Source organism: Aestuariivivens sediminis (assembly GCF_022662105.1).
GTDB lineage: Bacteria > Bacteroidota > Bacteroidia > Flavobacteriales > Flavobacteriaceae > Aestuariivivens > Aestuariivivens sediminis.
The window spans coordinates 562,837-580,414 of record NZ_JAKMCP010000003.1 but is presented as its reverse complement, the minus strand read 5'-3'; the positions used below and the strand labels follow the sequence as shown (position 1 = coordinate 580,414).

Here is a 17,578-nt window from a genome sequence, read left to right as displayed (position 1 = left end):
CCTTTTAGTTATAAAGAAAAATCATATTTTTGCGGCGCATTAATTTAATACATATGGCAACTTATAATAAAAAGGGTTTCAAACCAAAAACTAAAGCAGAAAAGCAACACAATATTGAGGAGGGATCAACTACTGCAGAAGTTTTTAATACATTAGACGAAACGGCGTCCAAGACTGAAGCTTTTGTTGAAAAAAACCAAAAGTTCATTTTTATAATTATTGGTATTGTTGCTGTTGTTGTTTTGGGATACTTGGGCTACAACGAGTTCATTGCTAAACCTAAACAAGTTGAAGCAATGAACGAAATGTTTCAGGCCCAGAAATATTTTGAAGAAGCTGTGAATGGAGTAGAAAAGGATTCTTTATACAATTTGGCTTTGAATGGTGGTGAAGGAAAGTATGGCATGTTGGATATTGTAAATGAATATGATGGAACCCCTGCGGCAAATTTGGCCAATTATTATGCGGGTACTGCATATTTAAGACTAAAGGATTATAAAAATGCTGTGGCCTATTTGAGTCATTTTGATAGTGATGATGAAATATTGGCACCTTTGGCCAAAGGGAATATAGGTGATGCATTTGTCCAGTTAAATCAACCGGAAGATGCATTGGATTATTATGAGGAAGCTGCTGAAATGCGGGATAATACCTATACCACCCCAATGTATTTATTCAAGGCTGGAACGATTGCCCTAGACCTAGGTCAGGCAAATAAAGCATTAGATTATTTTGAAAGAATAAAGAACGACTACCCTGATGCCTCAGAAGCGTCTAATATAGAGGTTTTTATAGGTAAGGCCCAGGTGCTATCAAGCAAATAACATGGCTACTGAAAATAAAAATTTATCGAATTATGATAAATCAACAATCCCAAACGCGAATAAATTTCGGTTTGGGATTGTTGTTTCAGAATGGAACGATACCATCACAGGAAATCTCTATGAAGGAGCGTATAACACCCTTTTAGAACATGGGGTTTTACCTAAAAACATAATCACATGGCATGTGCCCGGTAGTTTTGAACTTATTTATGGTTGTAAAAAGATGCAGAAGCAAATGGTTAATGCGGTTATAGCTATAGGAAGTGTTATTCAGGGAGAAACTAAGCATTTCGATTTTGTTTGTGAAGCTGTTGCACAGGGTATAAAAGACCTCAATGTAAACAGTGAAACACCTGTAGTTTTTTGTGTCCTTACCGATAATAACATGCAGCAGGCCTTGGATCGTTCAGGCGGAAAACATGGCAATAAAGGTATAGAGTCTGCCATTGCAGCAATTAAGATGGCAGAGCTGCGTAAGAACAGTTAGCATCATTTGATTTATAGTTATTTTATTGTTATTCTAACTATTAAGTTGAAAGTTACTCATTCTCCGTGCTTAAACTTCGTATGATAGATAGATGTGTTTTTGATAACTTATTCCTTTAAACTTTTTAACTTCAAACTATAGTTTGTATTTTTGAGAGATAAGCATTACTTAAACTTTGTTCAAACAACGCAGGCATAAAACCTTTAAATATAAGCCCAGGTTTATAAAAAATAAGGAAGACGAATCGCATTTAAACGCTTCGAAAGAAACCGATTTTATCCCTAAGTGGAAAGAAGCCCAAGCCAGGGGTAAACGCAAGTTTAAAGGTGGTATGAAACTGAGTATTTTAATTTTACTTTTGGTACTATTATTGCTTTGTATGTATTTGTTGGACAAGAAATACATGTAAACCGAAACTTTTACATTATGGGACTTTTAAAGTTGCGCAAGAATAAAAGGTATAATTATACACCGCGTTTTTATGACGATAAGGGTGAGGGAAGTCCTTTCCAAATGAAACATAAATTTGATGCCTACAGGAAAACCGTAGGTAGTAACTCCGGTTTAAAGACGAAGATTAATAATGCTTTCGATGATTTTAAAAATAATCCTGATCGAGATGCAAATAGACGCATTTTAATTATAATAGCTATATTGATTTTAGTGTTTCTAATTATCATTGATTTCGATCTTTCCATATTCTTTTCAAAGTAATTCATGGCAGATATCATTCAGCTATTACCCGATCATGTTGCCAACCAGATTGCCGCGGGAGAAGTGGTGCAACGTCCTGCTTCAGTTGTAAAGGAACTTTTGGAAAATGCAATAGATGCAGAGGCTACAACGATAAAATTAATTATCAAGGATGCAGGTAAAACTTTAATTCAGGTAATAGACAATGGTAAGGGTATGAGTACAACTGATGCCCGTTTAAGTTTTGAACGCCATGCCACTTCAAAAATAAAAACAGCTGACGATTTATTTCATTTAAATACCAAAGGGTTTAGAGGAGAAGCATTGGCAAGCATTGCAGCTATTGCTCATGTCGAACTTAAAACCAGGCAGGAGCAGGTTGAAACTGGAACTTCTATTTGCATTGAAGGAAGTCATATGGTATCTCAAGAGGTTGTTGTTACCCCTATTGGTACTTCTGTATCTGTAAAAAACTTGTTTTTCAACATTCCTGCACGACGTAATTTTTTAAAGTCTGATACTGTTGAATTGCGCCATGTTATTGACGAATTTCACAGGGTAGCATTGGCGCATCCCAAGGTGCATTTTTTACTGTATAATAATGGGAGTGAAACCTTCAATCTACCTGTTAGTAATTACAGGCAACGCATCGTGAATATTTTTGGAAGTAAAACCAATGAAAAATTGGTGCCTGTAGAAGAAGAAACCGAAGTAATAAAAATTTCTGGTTTTGTCGGGAAACCTGAGTTTGCCAAAAAGACGAGAGGAGAACAATATTTTTTTGTTAACAATCGATTTATAAGAAGTGCCTATTTAAACCATGCCATATTATCAGCCTTTGAAGGATTAATAAAAACGGGAACACATCCTAGTTATTTTTTGAATTTAACAGTAGACCCTCAAACGATAGACATTAATATTCATCCTACAAAGACGGAAATAAAGTTTGATGATGAACATACACTTTATGCTATTTTACGTTCTGCAGTAAAGCATAGCCTTGGGCAGTTTAATATTTCTCCTGTTCTTGATTTTGAACGTGATTCAAATTTAGATACGCCCTATAATTACTCTAAATCTACAGTTCGTGCACCTAAGATTGAAATAGATAGAAATTATAATCCTTTTCAAGATTCGGAGTCTTTTAAAAGACAGACCTCGTCGTTTAATAAGCGACCTTCAGATTCTTGGGATAGTCTGTATGTGGGATTAGATTCCAAAAATATCACGCCACAAGGGAATAGTGATATGAAATTTGAAGGTGAAGCGTCGGATGGCTCACTATTTGAATCAAATGAACAGGTGAACATGACTTATCAGCTTCACAATAAATACATCATTAGTGCAATTAAATCAGGAATGTTGGTGATTGACCAATATCGCGCACATCAACGTGTATTATACGAAGATTTTCTTCAAAATATGACGGTTAAAGAGGCTGTAAGCCAGCAATTACTGTTTGCCTTAGAATTACACTTTTCATCACAAGAAATTGAAATTATTAAACAATTGAAGGAGGATTTGGAACATACGGGCTTTGTGTTTTCTAAAATCGCAAATGAATCGGTAGAAATAACAGGAGTGCCCTTAAATGTCCCGGAAAGTGAGGTGTCTATTATTTTAGAGCAGTTGATTAACGATGTACAGCATGAAGTTCCTAATTCCAATTTTAGTGCTATCGATTTACTAGCAAAATCGATGGCAAAAAGTTTAGCCATAAAAACGGGACAGATATTAAAAAAGGATGAGCAAGAATATATTGTTAATAGGCTTTTTGCATGTAAAGAGCCAAATATATCTCCTGCCAATCGTTTAATATTTATTACTGTTGGTGTTGATGAATTGGATAAAAAATTTATTTAGATTATGATAAGATTGACAGATTCAGTAAAACATTTGATAATCATTAATGTGATTATGTTTATTGGAACAATGACTATTGGTGGAAATTTGTTTTACGAATGGTTCGCTATGCATTTTCCAAAAAATGAAAGTTTTAATTATTGGCAAGTATTAACCCATATGTTTATGCATGCTGGATTTATGCATTTGGCATTGAATATGTTTGGGCTTTGGATGTTTGGAACCCCAGTAGAGCAAGTATTAGGTTCAAAAAAATTTTTATTTATATATTTTTCAGCGGGTTTAGGGGCTTTGGCGCTGCAATTGGGTGAATATTATTTTAGATTTATGCCCTATTTCAATGACCTGATTGCTTCTGGTTTTTCCAAATCAGAAATTTTGCAAATGCTGGCCAGCGCGAGAGGTGTTGACGGGATGAGTGCTACACAGCATCAGTATTTACAAGAAGCCTATTATTTGTATAGTGTTACTATGGTAGGGGCCTCGGGTTGCCTGATGGGAATATTGGCTGCTTTTGGAATAATGAATCCAGAGGCTCGATTAATGCTTATTTTTCTACCTATTCCTGTAAAAGCAAAATATTTTATTCCAGCACTACTAATTATTGAAGCCATTTTAGGGCTAAGGGGACAATCTATTTTTGGCGGTGCCAATATTGCACATTTTGCTCATGTGGGAGGTGCCATCACCGGAGGTATTATTATGTGGTATTGGAAAAAGAACCAATTCAATAAAAACAGGTGGGATTTATGACATCACTTAATCAAGACATAAAGAATAAGCTGAAACGATTAAATGTTTTTGAGAAAATAATAGTCATTAACCTGGTTGTTTTCCTTTTAGGGTTAATTTACAGACCACTTTTAGAGTGGTTTGAGTTACCGAGTAGTTTTAATACATTCATTTTACAACCTTGGAGCTTGGTAAGTTATGCCTTTGTACATTATGAATTTATGCACATTTTGTTCAATATGCTATGGTTGTACATAATTGCGCAATGGATTTTAAATTTATTTAACCCAAAAATGGCCCTAAATATTTATTTTCTGGGGGCTATATCAGGAGCCGTATTGTATGTGCTGGTGTATAACCTATTTCCTGATGTTTTCATGAATTCTCGACTGGTTGGGGCTTCTGCTTCGGTCAGGGCACTGCTTATTTTTTTATGTGCTTATATGCCTCATAAGGAATTCCGGTTTTTCACCCTGAGTATAAAATTATGGTACATAGGTCTTGCTATTGTAATATTGGATGTTTTAGGTCTTATTTCTGGTATAAAAGATCCTATTTATGGCAATTCCGGTGGTAATATCGCGCATTTGGGAGGTGCATTTCTTGGGTATTTATATGCAAAGCAATTAGCCAGGGGTACCGATATAGGGAAGGGGTTTGAAAAATTTGTCGATGCTATTGCAGGGGTATTTAAATTTTCAAATCGTAAACCCTTTAAAAAAGTGCATAAGAACAAAAACAAAGTAGGCGGTTTTAATAAATCTGATTTTAATGAGTTCAATAAACAAAAGAAGATAGATATTATTTTAGAAAAAATTAGTAAAAGTGGTTACGAAAGCCTAACCAAAGAAGAAAAGGAGTTTTTGTTTAGAGCGGGTAAATGACGTAAAAATAGTTTGAATTGAGTCATAGTATAATATTTTAGACTGGGGAGATCATGAAAAAATTACGTTTTTTCGATAAAATCATTTATATAATAAATGTCCTATTCGCGATACTTCTTTTATTATCTTATATGTTGCCCTTACTTCCTCCCCAAACATTCTCCATTTTATCGGTGATCAATTTGGGAGTTCCATTTTTGATTTTAACCAATGTTCTGTTCTTCCTGTACTGGTTATTTAGAGTAAAAAAGCAGCTATTTTTGTCATTCTTAGTGTTATGTATAGGGTATCTGTTCTATGGGTCTTTATATAATTTCTCAGCATCAGAAAACATTCAGAAAAAAAACAATTTGAAAGTGATGAACTTTAATGTTAGGTTGTTTAATCTATATAATTGGATACCAAAAAAAAACATTGAAGCCAAAACAATAGAATTTTTTAAAGAACAGGCACCAGATATTTTAAGTTTACAAGAATATCATCCACATAAGAATATTGATCTTACTTTTTTTAGGTACAAATATGAAAAATTATCAGGAAAAAAAGTGAAATCGGGACAAGCGATTTTTTCTCAGTTTCCTATTGTTGATAGCGGTTCCATAGAATTCCCAAATACTGGAAACAATGCCATTTATGCCGATATTGTTAAAGGAAACGATACGATTCGGATTTATAATATCCATTTGGAGTCATTACATATCGATACCAATGTGGAAAGCCTTAAGAAAGAAGATTCTGAGCGCTTATTCAAAAGAGTCAGTAAGACCTTTAAAATGCAACAATTTCAAACAGAATTATTCATGGCACATAAAAAACAGTGCAACTATAAAATGGTTATTTGCGGAGACTTTAACAATACCGCTTTTTCATATGTATACCGAACGATTAAAGGTGATTTAAAAGATGCATTCAAAGAAGCAGGTAACGGATTTGGTCGTACTTACGATTTTAAATTTTTTCCTATAAGGATTGATTTTATTTTTACGGATGCCAATATTCGAGTTAATGGATTTAATACCTATGAAGAGCACTATTCTGACCATTATCCAATTATGGCCACTTTAGAAATCTGAAAAACCCCAGTTGCAATAAGTGCATACCGTATGTAATGATCAATGCATTAATAAACAATCTACAGCATCCGATATAATATGGATAACCAAACCAAGGGCAAGTAAGCGTGATTTTTTTGGAATTAAAAGAAACAAATAAATTGTTATCGCAAAAGAGGAGTGTAATGGATGAAAACCAATACCACATCTGTTAGGGTCAAAAATCGGGCTGGCAATTAAGTGGTCTAAATCAATTAAAAATGCAGACAACATTGTTACATATGCTATTTTCCAGTTTGATTTGTACCATAGTAAAGCGATGGCCAATGGAAGCAAAAAATGACAACCGTAATGCACAACAGGCTGTAATATTGAACTCATCGTATCTCTTGTGATTTTAAATATGTTAATGCATTGGGCCCTTCATTAAATAGTAAATCCAATACACTTAAATTGGGAATAAACCCATGTTTACTATTAAATACTTGGGTATAGGGTCTAAAATCTTGAGGTTGCTCTTTTTTAGCTTGTACGAGATAACGCAAGTCCAAGTGACTTTCAATGGATTTTCTGTACATATCAGATTTAGTGGTGTCTGGGTCTAATTGTAAACAATCGCAAAGGATTTCAAAACAGATTAAGTTAAAATCTAAAATGAAATGAAAAGGTTTTTGAAAAAGTATAGCCAATTCATCTTTATAAAATTCAAAAAAAGGTGAGGTACTATAGGCAGAAAGTAAAGATTTCCAATGTACACTTTGCCATTGTTCTTCATTAAAAATTTTTACATCTCTATATTTTTGTCTGTTTTTTTGTGAATGGATTATTGGAACGTTTAATGCCAATTTACCATTAGCACCGTATATATAGGCCCTATTTCTATAGGTTTGCTTAATAAAATTATCCTCCATTTCAAACCTTACTTCCGTAGCCTTTGCAATGGCTACAAAATGAGCTATCGAAGGGAAGTATGTTGGGTGGATGAGGATATTCATTTGTCGATTTGATTTTTAATAGAAATAGATACTAATAGTTTTGAAAAATTCTCAAATAATCAAATCAACATAAACCCATTAAGGATTTAACTTTTGTCTTTTCGTCGTTTTCTCCATTTGCTAATACCGATCCAACCCAATAGTACAATTAAAAAAGGTATAAGATAAGATGTTGCTTTTCCTTTACCATGTACTGTTGTAAAGAAGCGTTCCCAACGCGGGTGTTTGAGTCCATCCCAACTCATCCAAATAAACACCGGCTTACCAACAACATGGTCAAAGGGGACAAAGCCCCATGCCCTCGCGTCAATAGAATTGTGTCGGTTGTCGCCCATCATCCAATAGTAATTTTGTTTAAAGGTATAGGTGTCCGTCACTTCACCATTTATTAAAATTTGATTGCCTTTTACTTGTAACGTATTACCTTCATATTCTGTAATAACACGTTTGTATAAGGGTAAACTCTCCAGGTTAATTGCAATGGTTTCATCCTTTTCGGGAATGTATAAAGGACCGAAAAAATCTATATTCCAATTATAATCAGGATGTTGTGGAAATAGATTGGCATCTCTAACACCCTTTTCAGCTTTTACGGGTGTAATACTCGCTACATTAGGATGATTTTTAAATTTAGCCAAAGCGGCATCTGAAATTGCAGAAAACCTATAGGTGTTTTGGGCATTAATAATTCCAAAATAATCCGTAATATCATAACGATCTTTTAAAAATTTTGCATTAAAACGACTATTTTTTGGCTGTACATAATAGCTAAACTGCAGTTGAGTCCTATCTGGTAATTGGTTTTGTTTTCCATTGATGTAAACATAACCATTACGAACCTCTAATGAATCTCCGGGTAGTCCCACACATCGTTTTACCAAATTGGTTTTTTTATCGATAGGTTTGTAGTAATTTCGATCTGGATGAAAATCGTTCATATTTAATAGCGTATCCGCAGGTTGATTAAATACTACTATTTCATTTCGTTTTATTTTTTCAAAACCGGGAATCCTTAAATAGGGTAGCTGAAGTTTATTTTTCCATGAATGACTCCCTTTGTGGTCATCAAATAGATAGGATTTTACTTTTAACCCAGGAATGGTATCATGCACCATGGGTGCAGCTACCGTGGTCATGGGCACCCTGGCACCATAATGAAATTTGCTCACAAATAAGAAGTCACCAACCAAAAGAGATTTTTCCAATGACGATGATGGAATGGTGAAAGGCTGCATAAAATAAGTATGCACGATAGTGGCAGCGACAATAGCGAATAATATAGAGCTTGTCCATTCTCCAGATCCAGATTTAGGCTGTGTACTTCGGTTCTCAATGTAATTGACATCCGTAACATAGTTTAGATAGTAACTGTAAAACCCAAGTGTAACAACTGCTAAAAAGGTGTCTGAGTAAGAATTCCTGCCAAAACTCCTGGCGGTTTCTACCCAGATTACAATGAACATGATCAGGTTAACAATTGGTAAGAACATTAATATAACCCACCACCAAGGCCGGTTAATTATTTTCATTAGAATAATACCATTATAGATGGGGACAAAGGCTTCCCATGGTTTTCTACCCGCTTTTAAATATAATTTCCAAGTCCCTAAACCATGTACTATTTGTATGACTAGAAGAAATATAAACCATTGTGTTAGCGTCATAATCTTTACTATTGATAATTGCCAAATGGCAAGAAATTAATTTTTAATGTTCAAATTTGCAGTTTTTCTAGATGATAAAAAAATCCTGTTACCTTGGTTGACTTTTTTTAACAAAGAATTATCAAAAATTATGAAAAGGAATCACAAATGCAACATGAGACCGTATAAAGATCAATTCTTAATTGTTTATTTTCAATACTTTTAAAAATTTAAATCCCCAAGACATCCTTCATATTATAAACCCCTGTTTTTCCCACCAGCCATTCGGCAGCAATTACGGCCCCTAAGGCAAACCCTTGCCGATTATGGGCTATATGCTCAATATTTATGGTATCTACCTCACTTTTGTAAGTTATGCTATGGGTGCCTGGAACATCTGCAATACGTTTAGACACAATAGGAATAGTGTTTTCATTACCCATATTTAATTTCCAGTCATCTAAATTGTTATGATTTGCAATGATATCATTAGCCAACGAAATGGCGGTACCACTTGGTGCATCCAACTTTTGTGTATGATGAATTTCTTCCATGCTTACATGGTATTGTTTAAGATTACTCATCATTTTAGCCAGTGTTTTATTGAGTTCAAAAAAAATGTTTACCCCCAAGCTGTAATTGGATGCATAAATAAAGGCGCCATTGTTTTCTTTACAAAGCCTAACGGCATTATCAAAATCGTTTAGCCAGCCTGTGGTACCTGAAACGACCGGCACGTTTTGGTTTAAGCAAAGCGATATATTGTTAAAGGCTACCTCCGGAATACTAAAATCTATGGCTACATCAGCTTTGGTAATATCATAATCTTTGTCATCTTTATCTATCTTTAATACAATAGTATGCCCTCTTTTGAGGGCAATTTGCTCTATGGTTTTTCCCATCTTTCCATAGCCTAATAATGCAATGTCCATTTTCAAAATTTAAAGTTTAAAGTTAACCCGAGGTTACTCCTCGCATCCATCTCATTTAATTTATAATGCGGTGCCAAAGATAAGTTTTTGTCTACATTATATTGCAATAAATGTGCATCAACATTGGCATCAATAATATTTAAGGCATATATCCCAATAGTAACTAAAAGCGACAATTCCTTATTTCTCCTATAAAATTTTTGGGCACGCCGGAGACCATCATCCGTTATTCTTGGAGATGTTAATGGATTACCTTGCGGATCGAAATAAAATTCATCAGTTTTAAATCCCGCTAAGCGACTCTTATAAGCATCCCTATATCTATTATATTCATTGTTGTTGTTGATATAAAAATAGATGCCAGTACCCAAGGCACCATAAACAATGGGTATTTTCCAGTATTTTTTATTGTACGCTTGACCTAAACCGGGTAATACAGCAGAATAAAAAGCAGCTTTTGCTGGAGATAAGGGATTGATATCCTCACTAAATTCAACCGCTCTTTCATCGATAATCTCCGGGAGTTTTTCCCCCTCCTTATCTTGTGCAAGTGTTGGAAAACAAAACAGAAATGAAATTACAGCAGCTGTTATACATTTATTTGGCACCTTCAACTAATTTTTTTATGCGGTTAAAATCTTCTTCCGAATGGAAGGGAATGGTAATTTTTCCTTTCCCATTTTTAGAAACTTTAACGTCAATTTTATGGCCAAAGTATTCAGAAAAGACTGTAATCCCTTTTTTAATATATTCCGGGTTATCTTTCTCTGTAGTGTTGTTATTGGTTGTTTTAGGTTCTTTGGTTGTACCGTAGTTACGCACTATTTCTTCAGTTTCTCTAACGGATAATTTTTTAGAAAGAATACTTTCGTAAATATCAAGTTGAATAGACTGGTCTTCAATAGTAATTAATGCCCTCCCATGTCCCATACTTATAAATCCATCCCGCATTCCGGTTTGGATAATAGGATCTAACTTTAATAATCGCAAATAGTTGGCAATAGTAGAACGTTTCTTACCAACACGCTCACTCATTTGTTCCTGGGTTAAATTAATTTCATCAATTAAGCGTTGATAAGACAATGCAATTTCTATGGGATCTAAATCTTGACGCTGAATATTCTCAACCAGGGCCATTTCTAACGACTCTTGGTCGTTGGCGATTCTTATGTAAGCAGGAATGGTGTCTAAACCAACCAGTTTGGCGGCCCTAAATCGACGTTCACCAGAAACCAATTGGTATTTGTTAAAATCCGATTTTCTAACGGTTATGGGCTGTATGATACCCAACTCCTTTATGGATGAAGCCAATTCTTTTATCGATTCTTCACTAAAATTGGTTCTGGGTTGAAACGGATTAACTTCAATATAATCGATATCTAATTCAATGATATTTCCTATAACCTTATCGGCATTTTTATCTTGAACCGATTTTATGTCGTTTTCAGGATCTTTCAAGAGTGCCGATAAGCCTCTACCTAAAGCTTGTTTTTTAGTCGCCTTAGCCATGTTAATCGTTTTTATTGATAATTTCCTTTGCCAAACTTAAGTAATTCGATGCACCCTTGCTACTTGCATCATAATTAATTATACTTTCACCATAACTCGGAGCCTCACTTAAACGGACATTTCGTTGGATTATGGTTTGAAAAACCATGTTGTTAAAATGCTTCTGAACTTCTTCAACCACTTGATTAGAGAGTCTTAGTCGAGAATCATACATGGTTAATAAGAGACCCTCGATATCTAGCTCAGGATTATGGATTCTTTGGACGCTTTTTATCGTGTTCAACAATTTACCTAAGCCTTCTAACGCAAAATATTCACACTGAATGGGAATCATTACGGCGTCGGCTGCGGTTAAGGCATTTAAGGTTAATAATCCCAGAGACGGAGCACAATCAATTATAATATAGTCAAATTCATCTTTAATTTCATGTAAAGCCATTTTCAACATGTATTCCCGGTTATCCTTATCTACCAGTTCAATTTCAATGGCAACAAGATCTATATGAGCAGGAATAGCGTATAAGTTTGGTGTATCTGTTTTAATAATGGCTTCCTTGGCTGTATTGGAATGTTCCAATAGTTGGTAGGTACCCACTTCAACCGATTCTACGTCAATGCCAATCCCGGAGGTCGCATTGGCTTGTGGATCGGCATCGATAAGGAGCACTTTCTTTTCCAGAACACCAAGTGAGGCTGCTAAATTTATGGAGGTAGTCGTTTTACCGACCCCACCTTTTTGATTAGCAATTGCAATGATTTTACCCATTAAATGATTTGGTTTAATAAGCGGTAAAAATACAATTATTTATGAGGAATAAAAATGGAACTTGTTAACATTAACGACGGGTTTTTCGCCCCGATTGTTTAAAATAATGCTAAGCTTATTCTTCATCTTCAGGATTGTGAATACCTAAAATATAGCCTTTAGTCAAATATTTTTTAGCCACTTCTTGTACTTTTTCTGCGGTCAACGCATTGATTTTGTCCTTGTAGTCAAATATTTCTGAAAGATCCTTATCACTGTAATCAGAATTCTTTAATCTATTCAACCAGTATTTATTTTGTTCCAGATTCTGTTTAGTTTTCAGAATTTGATTTTCCTTTACTTTGGCTAAATCTTCTGGCGTTGGGCCATTATCTATAATTTTTTCAACTTCCTTAATTGAAGCTTCAACCAATTTATCTACATTTTCCGGACCACAAGGGAAACCTATTCTAAATGTATACCATCCATAAGGAATTTTTGTAATGTTTCCACTTGCACCAACTCCATAAACACCGCTTTCAGCTTCTCTTAATTCTTCCAATAATTTAATAGTCACTATTTCCCCCAAACTTTTCATAGCATGTGCCTCCTCTTCATCATATTCCGTCTCACCCTGATATATAATGCTCACGCTGCTTTTAGGGTCTTCTCCTTTTTCAATGATTTTGGTGTGACGTCCTGTTAAAGGGCGATGTTCAGGTACTATAAAGTTTTCTTTTTTTCCATCCGATGGTAAGCTAGCCAAATATGTTTTACAAAAGTCTTTGAACTTTTCTTCTTCGATGTTTCCAACAAAATAGAAGTTGAAATCTCCAGCATTTTTAAATCGCTCGTTGTATAGTTTGTACGCTAAATCATAATCGGCATTACTTAAATCTTCTTGGGTAGGAAATCCTAAATATCGTGGATTACCTTCATTTAAGAACTTACTAAATTCATTCTGAAAATAATATTGTGGATTTGCAAGCAAATTACCAATTAGTGCTTTTTGTTTATTAATAAAAGAAGCAAAAGCCTTGTCATCTTTGTTTAATGCTGTAAAATAAAGATGTATCAATTGGAACATCTCTTCCATGTATTTTGGTGAGGCTGAACCAGAAATGGATTCACTATACGTTCCTATGTCTGGCCTAACCGAAACGATTTTTCCGGAAAGCATTTTGCCTAATTCAATGTAGTCAAAGTTGTTGACTCCGGCCTGACTTAAAGCTCCATTTGCATAGGCCGTCGCGCGATAATCTTCTAAGGAGTATAAGGAAGTACCACCGTAACTGAAGGAATCAAACAAAATTTCATCATTTTTAAAATCGGTAATCTTATACGTAACCTTCATACCATTGCTTAAAGTAAGCGTTGTGATGTCAAGCGTACTATCTTTTACTTCATTAATTACTGAACCTTTTTCTGGATCATTTTCCATGAGAGATTGTGCAACTTCCTCATCCTGATAGGGTTCAATTTCCATTGAACCCAGCGTATTTAAAAGATATTGAACTTCTTGCTCTGTGACCTTATTTATACCTTCCTTTTCCGGACCTGTAATTACGATAACCCTGTTGTTGCTTTTCAAATAGGTATTTATAATATCATTTACTTCTTCCAATTCAATATTTGGAAGTTCTTGTTTGTGGAAATTATATTCCCAGGCTATTCCCGGAATAGGTTCGCTCGATAAGAAATGTCTGATATATTCACCAATAATATTTTGAGATAGCGTTTTGTCTTTGTCTTTATAAGCCTTTTCTAGTCTGGCTAAAATATGTTGTTTAGCACGATTGAACTCCCCTTCAAAAAAACCATAGCGTCTCACACGTTCGTTTTCAATAAGTAAGGTCTTTAAAGCCTCTAATTGTCCCGTTTCACTGGAAATGGCAACGGATTGATAGGCTGCTTTTGTTTTTGCCCATGTGTTGCCGTGATATGAGATGCCATAAACAAAAGGTGGATTTTCGCTATTCCTTAACTCATTTAAGCGATTATTTATCATCTGCGTAAACAATGATTTAACTATAGTTTCTCTGTATTGTTCAAGAGTTTTTATTGGTTTTACATCGGTGCTGTCTTTAAATAAGACCTGAACTCTTGAAAATGAAGCTTCCTTATCTGACTCAATAGCTATAAAGGTTTCTTCATGATTGGGTACATAAAAAGTTTCCCTTTTCCTTGGATTTTTTACTGCAGGAATAGTACCGAAGTGGCTTTTAATCTGTGCTTCCAAGGTATCCGCGTCTACGTCACCAACGGCAATAACAGCCATCAAATCCGGTCTATACCAATCTCTATGGAACCTCCTGATGGCTTCGTAGTCAAAATTTTCCAGAATTTCTTTTTTTCCAATAGGTAATCTTGAGGCATATTTTGAGCCATATAAAACTTTAGGAAGGTAGTTCTGGAGCATACGTTCGTCGGCACCTCTACCAAGTCTATATTCTTCTAAGACTACACCACGTTCTTTATCGATTTCTTCCTCATCCAAGGTGGCATTATGTGCCCAATCTTCAAGAATTTGAAATCCTTTGTCAAGCTTATCTTTGTCATCAATTGGAATCGGCAACATATATACGGTTTCATCAAAACTGGTATAGGCATTTAAATCTGCACCGAATGATACACCGATACTTTGTAAATAATGGATAAGATCATTTCTTTTAAAGTTCTTTGTTCCGTTAAAATTCATGTGTTCCATAAAATGTGCTAAACCTAACTGATCTTCGTCCTCAAGAATGGACCCCGCTTTTAAAACAAGCCTTAGTTCTAACTTATCTTCAGGTTTCGAATTGTTCCGAATGTAATAGGTCAGACCATTACTAAGTTTTCCAATTATTACATCTTTAGAAATAGGAATTTTCTGAGTTACATTAGAAGCCTCTTGAGATAAAATCCTATTTGAAATACTAAGCAATAAAAACAGTGAGAAAAAGGCTATTTTTTTCATATGGCAATTGAAGATTTTTTGATTATTCAAATAATTAGCACTGAAAATATTAAAATTAAGAGCAATGAAAATTGACTTTTTAATGCCAGTTTAACTTTAGGAATTATAACGCGTTTCGTTATAAGATTAATCAATCAAAATTTCTAAAATTGTAATGGCCGTATCACTTATTTTAGTACCTGGACCAAAAACGGCAATGGCACCTGCATCAAATAAGTATTGGTAGTCTTGCTTTGGAATTACCCCACCTACAATAACCATAATATCGTCACGGCCATATTTTTTTAGTTCTTCTATTACTTGAGGTACAAGGGTTTTATGACCAGCAGCCAATGACGATATGCCTAAAACATGAACATCGTTTTCTACTGCTTGTTTTGCAACTTCTTCCGGTGTTTGGAACAAGGGACCAATATCAACATCAAACCCAATATCGGCATAACCGGTGGCTACGACTTTAGCACCACGATCATGACCGTCTTGTCCCATTTTTGCAATCATAATTCGGGGCCGTCTACCATCTTGCTCGGCAAAAACATTGGCCAGTTCCTGTGCTTTTTTGAATGATTCGTTGTCTTTTATTGCTTTACTATACACCCCTGAAAATGATTTTATTTCAGCTTTATAGCGACCATAAACTACTTCTAATGCCATGCTTATTTCACCAAGTGTGGCACGTTCACGTGCAGCTTCGACTGCTAAAGCCAGTAAATTGTTGTCTGTATGGCTCGAATTTAATGAATTTTTTGCAGCTTTGGTTAACTTAGTCAAGGCTGCTTGGGCCTTGTTATTATTTCTATTAGACTTTATAATAGCTAATCGTTCAATTTGTTGATTTCTAACGGATTGGTTATCTACTTCAAGTGTCGAAATGAGTTCTTCTTTTTCTAATGTGTATTTGTTAACACCTACTATTATATCTTGCCCTGAATCTATGCGGGCCTGTTTTTTAGCGGCGGCCTCTTCTATTCGTATTTTTGGAATACCAGCTTCAATGGCTTTCGTCATGCCACCTAAAGCTTCAATCTCCTCAATAAGTAGCCAGGCCTTTTGGGCTATAGCATGGGTTAAAGACTCAACATAATAGCTTCCTGACCAGGGATCAACAGTTTTGGTGATTTTGGTCTCTTCTTGCAAGTATAATTGTGTGTTTCTAGCAATGCGGGCCGAAAAATCAGATGGCAAGGCAATAGCTTCATCTAATGCATTGGTATGCAAACTTTGTGTGCCGCCAAAAGCGGCTGCCGCCGCCTCTATAGTGGTTCGGGCCACATTATTAAACGGATCTTGTTCGGTTAAGCTCCAACCGGAAGTCTGGCAATGGGTACGCAAGGCCAGGGATTTTTCATTTTTAGGCTCAAATTGTTTTACCAGTTTGGCCCAAAGCATACGTGCTGCACGCATTTTGGCAATTTCCATAAAATGGTTCATGCCTATAGCCCAAAAAAAAGAAAGTCGTGGTGCAAACATATCGATATCCATACCAGCTTTTATACCGGTTCTAAGGTATTCCAATCCATCAGATAGGGTATAAGCGAGTTCTATATCGACGCTTGCACCAGCTTCCTGCATGTGATATCCCGAGATACTTATACTATTGAATTTAGGCATATACTTGCTTGTAAATTCAAAAATATCGGAAATGATTTTCATGGATGGGGTTGGAGGGTAGATATAGGTGTTACGTACCATGAATTCCTTTAAGATATCGTTTTGAATTGTACCCGTTAGTTGTTCTAGCTCCACACCTTGTTCTTGTGCGGCTACGATGTAAAAAGCCATAATCGGTAAAACAGCACCATTCATAGTCATGGAGACCGACATTTTATCTAAAGGAATCTGATCGAATAGGATTTTCATATCTTCAACCGAATCAATGGCAACACCTGCTTTTCCAACGTCACCAATAACACGTTCATGGTCACTGTCATACCCGCGGTGTGTCGCTAAATCGAAGGCCACGGACAATCCTTTTTGTCCAGCAGCTAAATTACGCTTGTAAAAGGCATTACTTTCTTTGGCGGTAGAAAACCCTGCATATTGTCTTATGGTCCAAGGTCTTCGCACATACATGGTGCTATACGGACCTCTTAAATATGGGGGAATACCGGCTACAAAGTTCAGGTGATTTAGATCCCTGATGTCTTTTTTAGTGTAGAAAGATTTGATCGCAATTCCTTCTGCGGTTTCAATGAATTTTTCTTCATGATTCAAGTTATCGGATTCTAACTTGAGTTCTATATGTTGAAGATTTTTTCGCATT

Annotated in this window: 17 protein-coding genes; 8 read left to right on the top strand and 9 right to left on the bottom strand. The window is 35.4% G+C overall.

What is annotated here, in order from left to right; all coding sequences use genetic code 11:
* Positions 1-53: 53 nt before the first annotated feature.
* The 8 genes from MR054_RS10575 (at position 54) to MR054_RS10540 (ending at position 6,556) form a co-directional block, all read left to right on the top strand.
* The gene (locus MR054_RS10575; RefSeq protein WP_242085297.1) at positions 54-824 is read left to right on the top strand and encodes a tetratricopeptide repeat protein; all 771 of its coding nucleotides are present in this window, start codon (positions 54-56) and stop codon (positions 822-824) included.
* A gap of 1 nt (position 825) precedes the next feature.
* On the top strand, positions 826-1,311 hold the full coding sequence (gene ribH / locus MR054_RS10570; protein ID WP_242085296.1) for a 6,7-dimethyl-8-ribityllumazine synthase: 486 nt from the start codon (positions 826-828) through the stop codon (positions 1,309-1,311).
* A 175-nt stretch (positions 1,312-1,486) separates the two neighbouring features.
* Positions 1,487-1,720 (top strand): hypothetical protein, encoded by a 234-nt coding sequence (locus MR054_RS10565; protein WP_242157837.1) that lies wholly within the window; start codon positions 1,487-1,489, stop codon positions 1,718-1,720.
* Positions 1,721-1,737: 17 nt separating this feature from the next.
* A complete protein-coding gene (locus MR054_RS10560; protein WP_242085294.1) occupies positions 1,738-2,025 on the top strand; it encodes a riboflavin synthase subunit beta in 288 nt (95 codons plus the stop codon).
* Positions 2,026-2,028: 3 nt separating this feature from the next.
* Positions 2,029-3,867 (top strand): DNA mismatch repair endonuclease MutL, encoded by a 1,839-nt coding sequence (gene mutL / locus MR054_RS10555; protein ID WP_242157836.1) that lies wholly within the window; start codon positions 2,029-2,031, stop codon positions 3,865-3,867.
* Positions 3,868-3,870: 3 nt separating this feature from the next.
* Positions 3,871-4,620 carry a rhomboid family intramembrane serine protease gene (locus tag MR054_RS10550; protein WP_242157835.1) on the top strand — a complete coding sequence of 250 codons (750 nt, stop codon included), beginning with the start codon at positions 3,871-3,873 and terminating at the stop codon, positions 4,618-4,620.
* Positions 4,617-5,483, top strand: a complete 867-nt coding sequence (locus MR054_RS10545; RefSeq protein WP_242157834.1) for a rhomboid family intramembrane serine protease — start codon at positions 4,617-4,619, stop codon at positions 5,481-5,483. Before MR054_RS10550 ends, MR054_RS10545 begins: the two co-directional genes overlap by 4 nt.
* Before the next feature lie 53 nt (positions 5,484-5,536).
* Entirely contained in the window at positions 5,537-6,556 is a 1,020-nt protein-coding gene (locus tag MR054_RS10540) for an endonuclease/exonuclease/phosphatase family protein (RefSeq protein WP_242085290.1), read from the top strand.
* 39 nt (positions 6,557-6,595) lie between these two features.
* Here the strand turns inward: MR054_RS10540 and MR054_RS10535 are convergent, their stop codons facing one another.
* The 9 genes from MR054_RS10535 to scpA form a co-directional block, all read right to left on the bottom strand.
* Positions 6,596-6,916: a DUF6122 family protein gene (locus MR054_RS10535; RefSeq protein WP_262916415.1), complete on the bottom strand. Its 321-nt coding sequence runs from the start codon at positions 6,914-6,916 to the stop codon at positions 6,596-6,598.
* Complete coding sequence (locus MR054_RS10530; RefSeq protein WP_242085289.1) at positions 6,913-7,530, bottom strand: WbqC family protein; 618 nt, start codon at positions 7,528-7,530, stop codon at positions 6,913-6,915. The genes MR054_RS10535 and MR054_RS10530 overlap by 4 nt, the downstream gene beginning before the upstream one ends.
* Before the next feature lie 86 nt (positions 7,531-7,616).
* Complete coding sequence (gene lepB, locus MR054_RS10525; protein WP_242157833.1) at positions 7,617-9,194, bottom strand: signal peptidase I; 1,578 nt, start codon at positions 9,192-9,194, stop codon at positions 7,617-7,619.
* 209 nt (positions 9,195-9,403) lie between these two features.
* The gene (dapB, locus tag MR054_RS10520) at positions 9,404-10,105 is read right to left on the bottom strand and encodes a 4-hydroxy-tetrahydrodipicolinate reductase (protein WP_242157832.1); all 702 of its coding nucleotides are present in this window, start codon (positions 10,103-10,105) and stop codon (positions 9,404-9,406) included.
* Positions 10,106-10,107: 2 nt separating this feature from the next.
* Entirely contained in the window at positions 10,108-10,713 is a 606-nt protein-coding gene (locus tag MR054_RS10515) for a DUF5683 domain-containing protein (RefSeq protein WP_242085287.1), read from the bottom strand.
* Complete coding sequence (locus MR054_RS10510; RefSeq protein ID WP_242157831.1) at positions 10,703-11,614, bottom strand: ParB/RepB/Spo0J family partition protein; 912 nt, start codon at positions 11,612-11,614, stop codon at positions 10,703-10,705. The genes MR054_RS10515 and MR054_RS10510 overlap by 11 nt, the downstream gene beginning before the upstream one ends.
* Position 11,615: 1 nt before the next feature.
* Positions 11,616-12,380 (bottom strand): ParA family protein, encoded by a 765-nt coding sequence (locus MR054_RS10505; protein ID WP_242085285.1) that lies wholly within the window; start codon positions 12,378-12,380, stop codon positions 11,616-11,618.
* A 115-nt stretch (positions 12,381-12,495) separates the two neighbouring features.
* Positions 12,496-15,315, bottom strand: a complete 2,820-nt coding sequence (locus tag MR054_RS10500; RefSeq protein ID WP_242157830.1) for a M16 family metallopeptidase — start codon at positions 15,313-15,315, stop codon at positions 12,496-12,498.
* Positions 15,316-15,441: 126 nt separating this feature from the next.
* Positions 15,442-17,577, bottom strand: a complete 2,136-nt coding sequence (gene scpA, locus MR054_RS10495; RefSeq protein ID WP_242157829.1) for a methylmalonyl-CoA mutase — start codon at positions 17,575-17,577, stop codon at positions 15,442-15,444.
* Position 17,578: the final 1 nt, after the last annotated feature.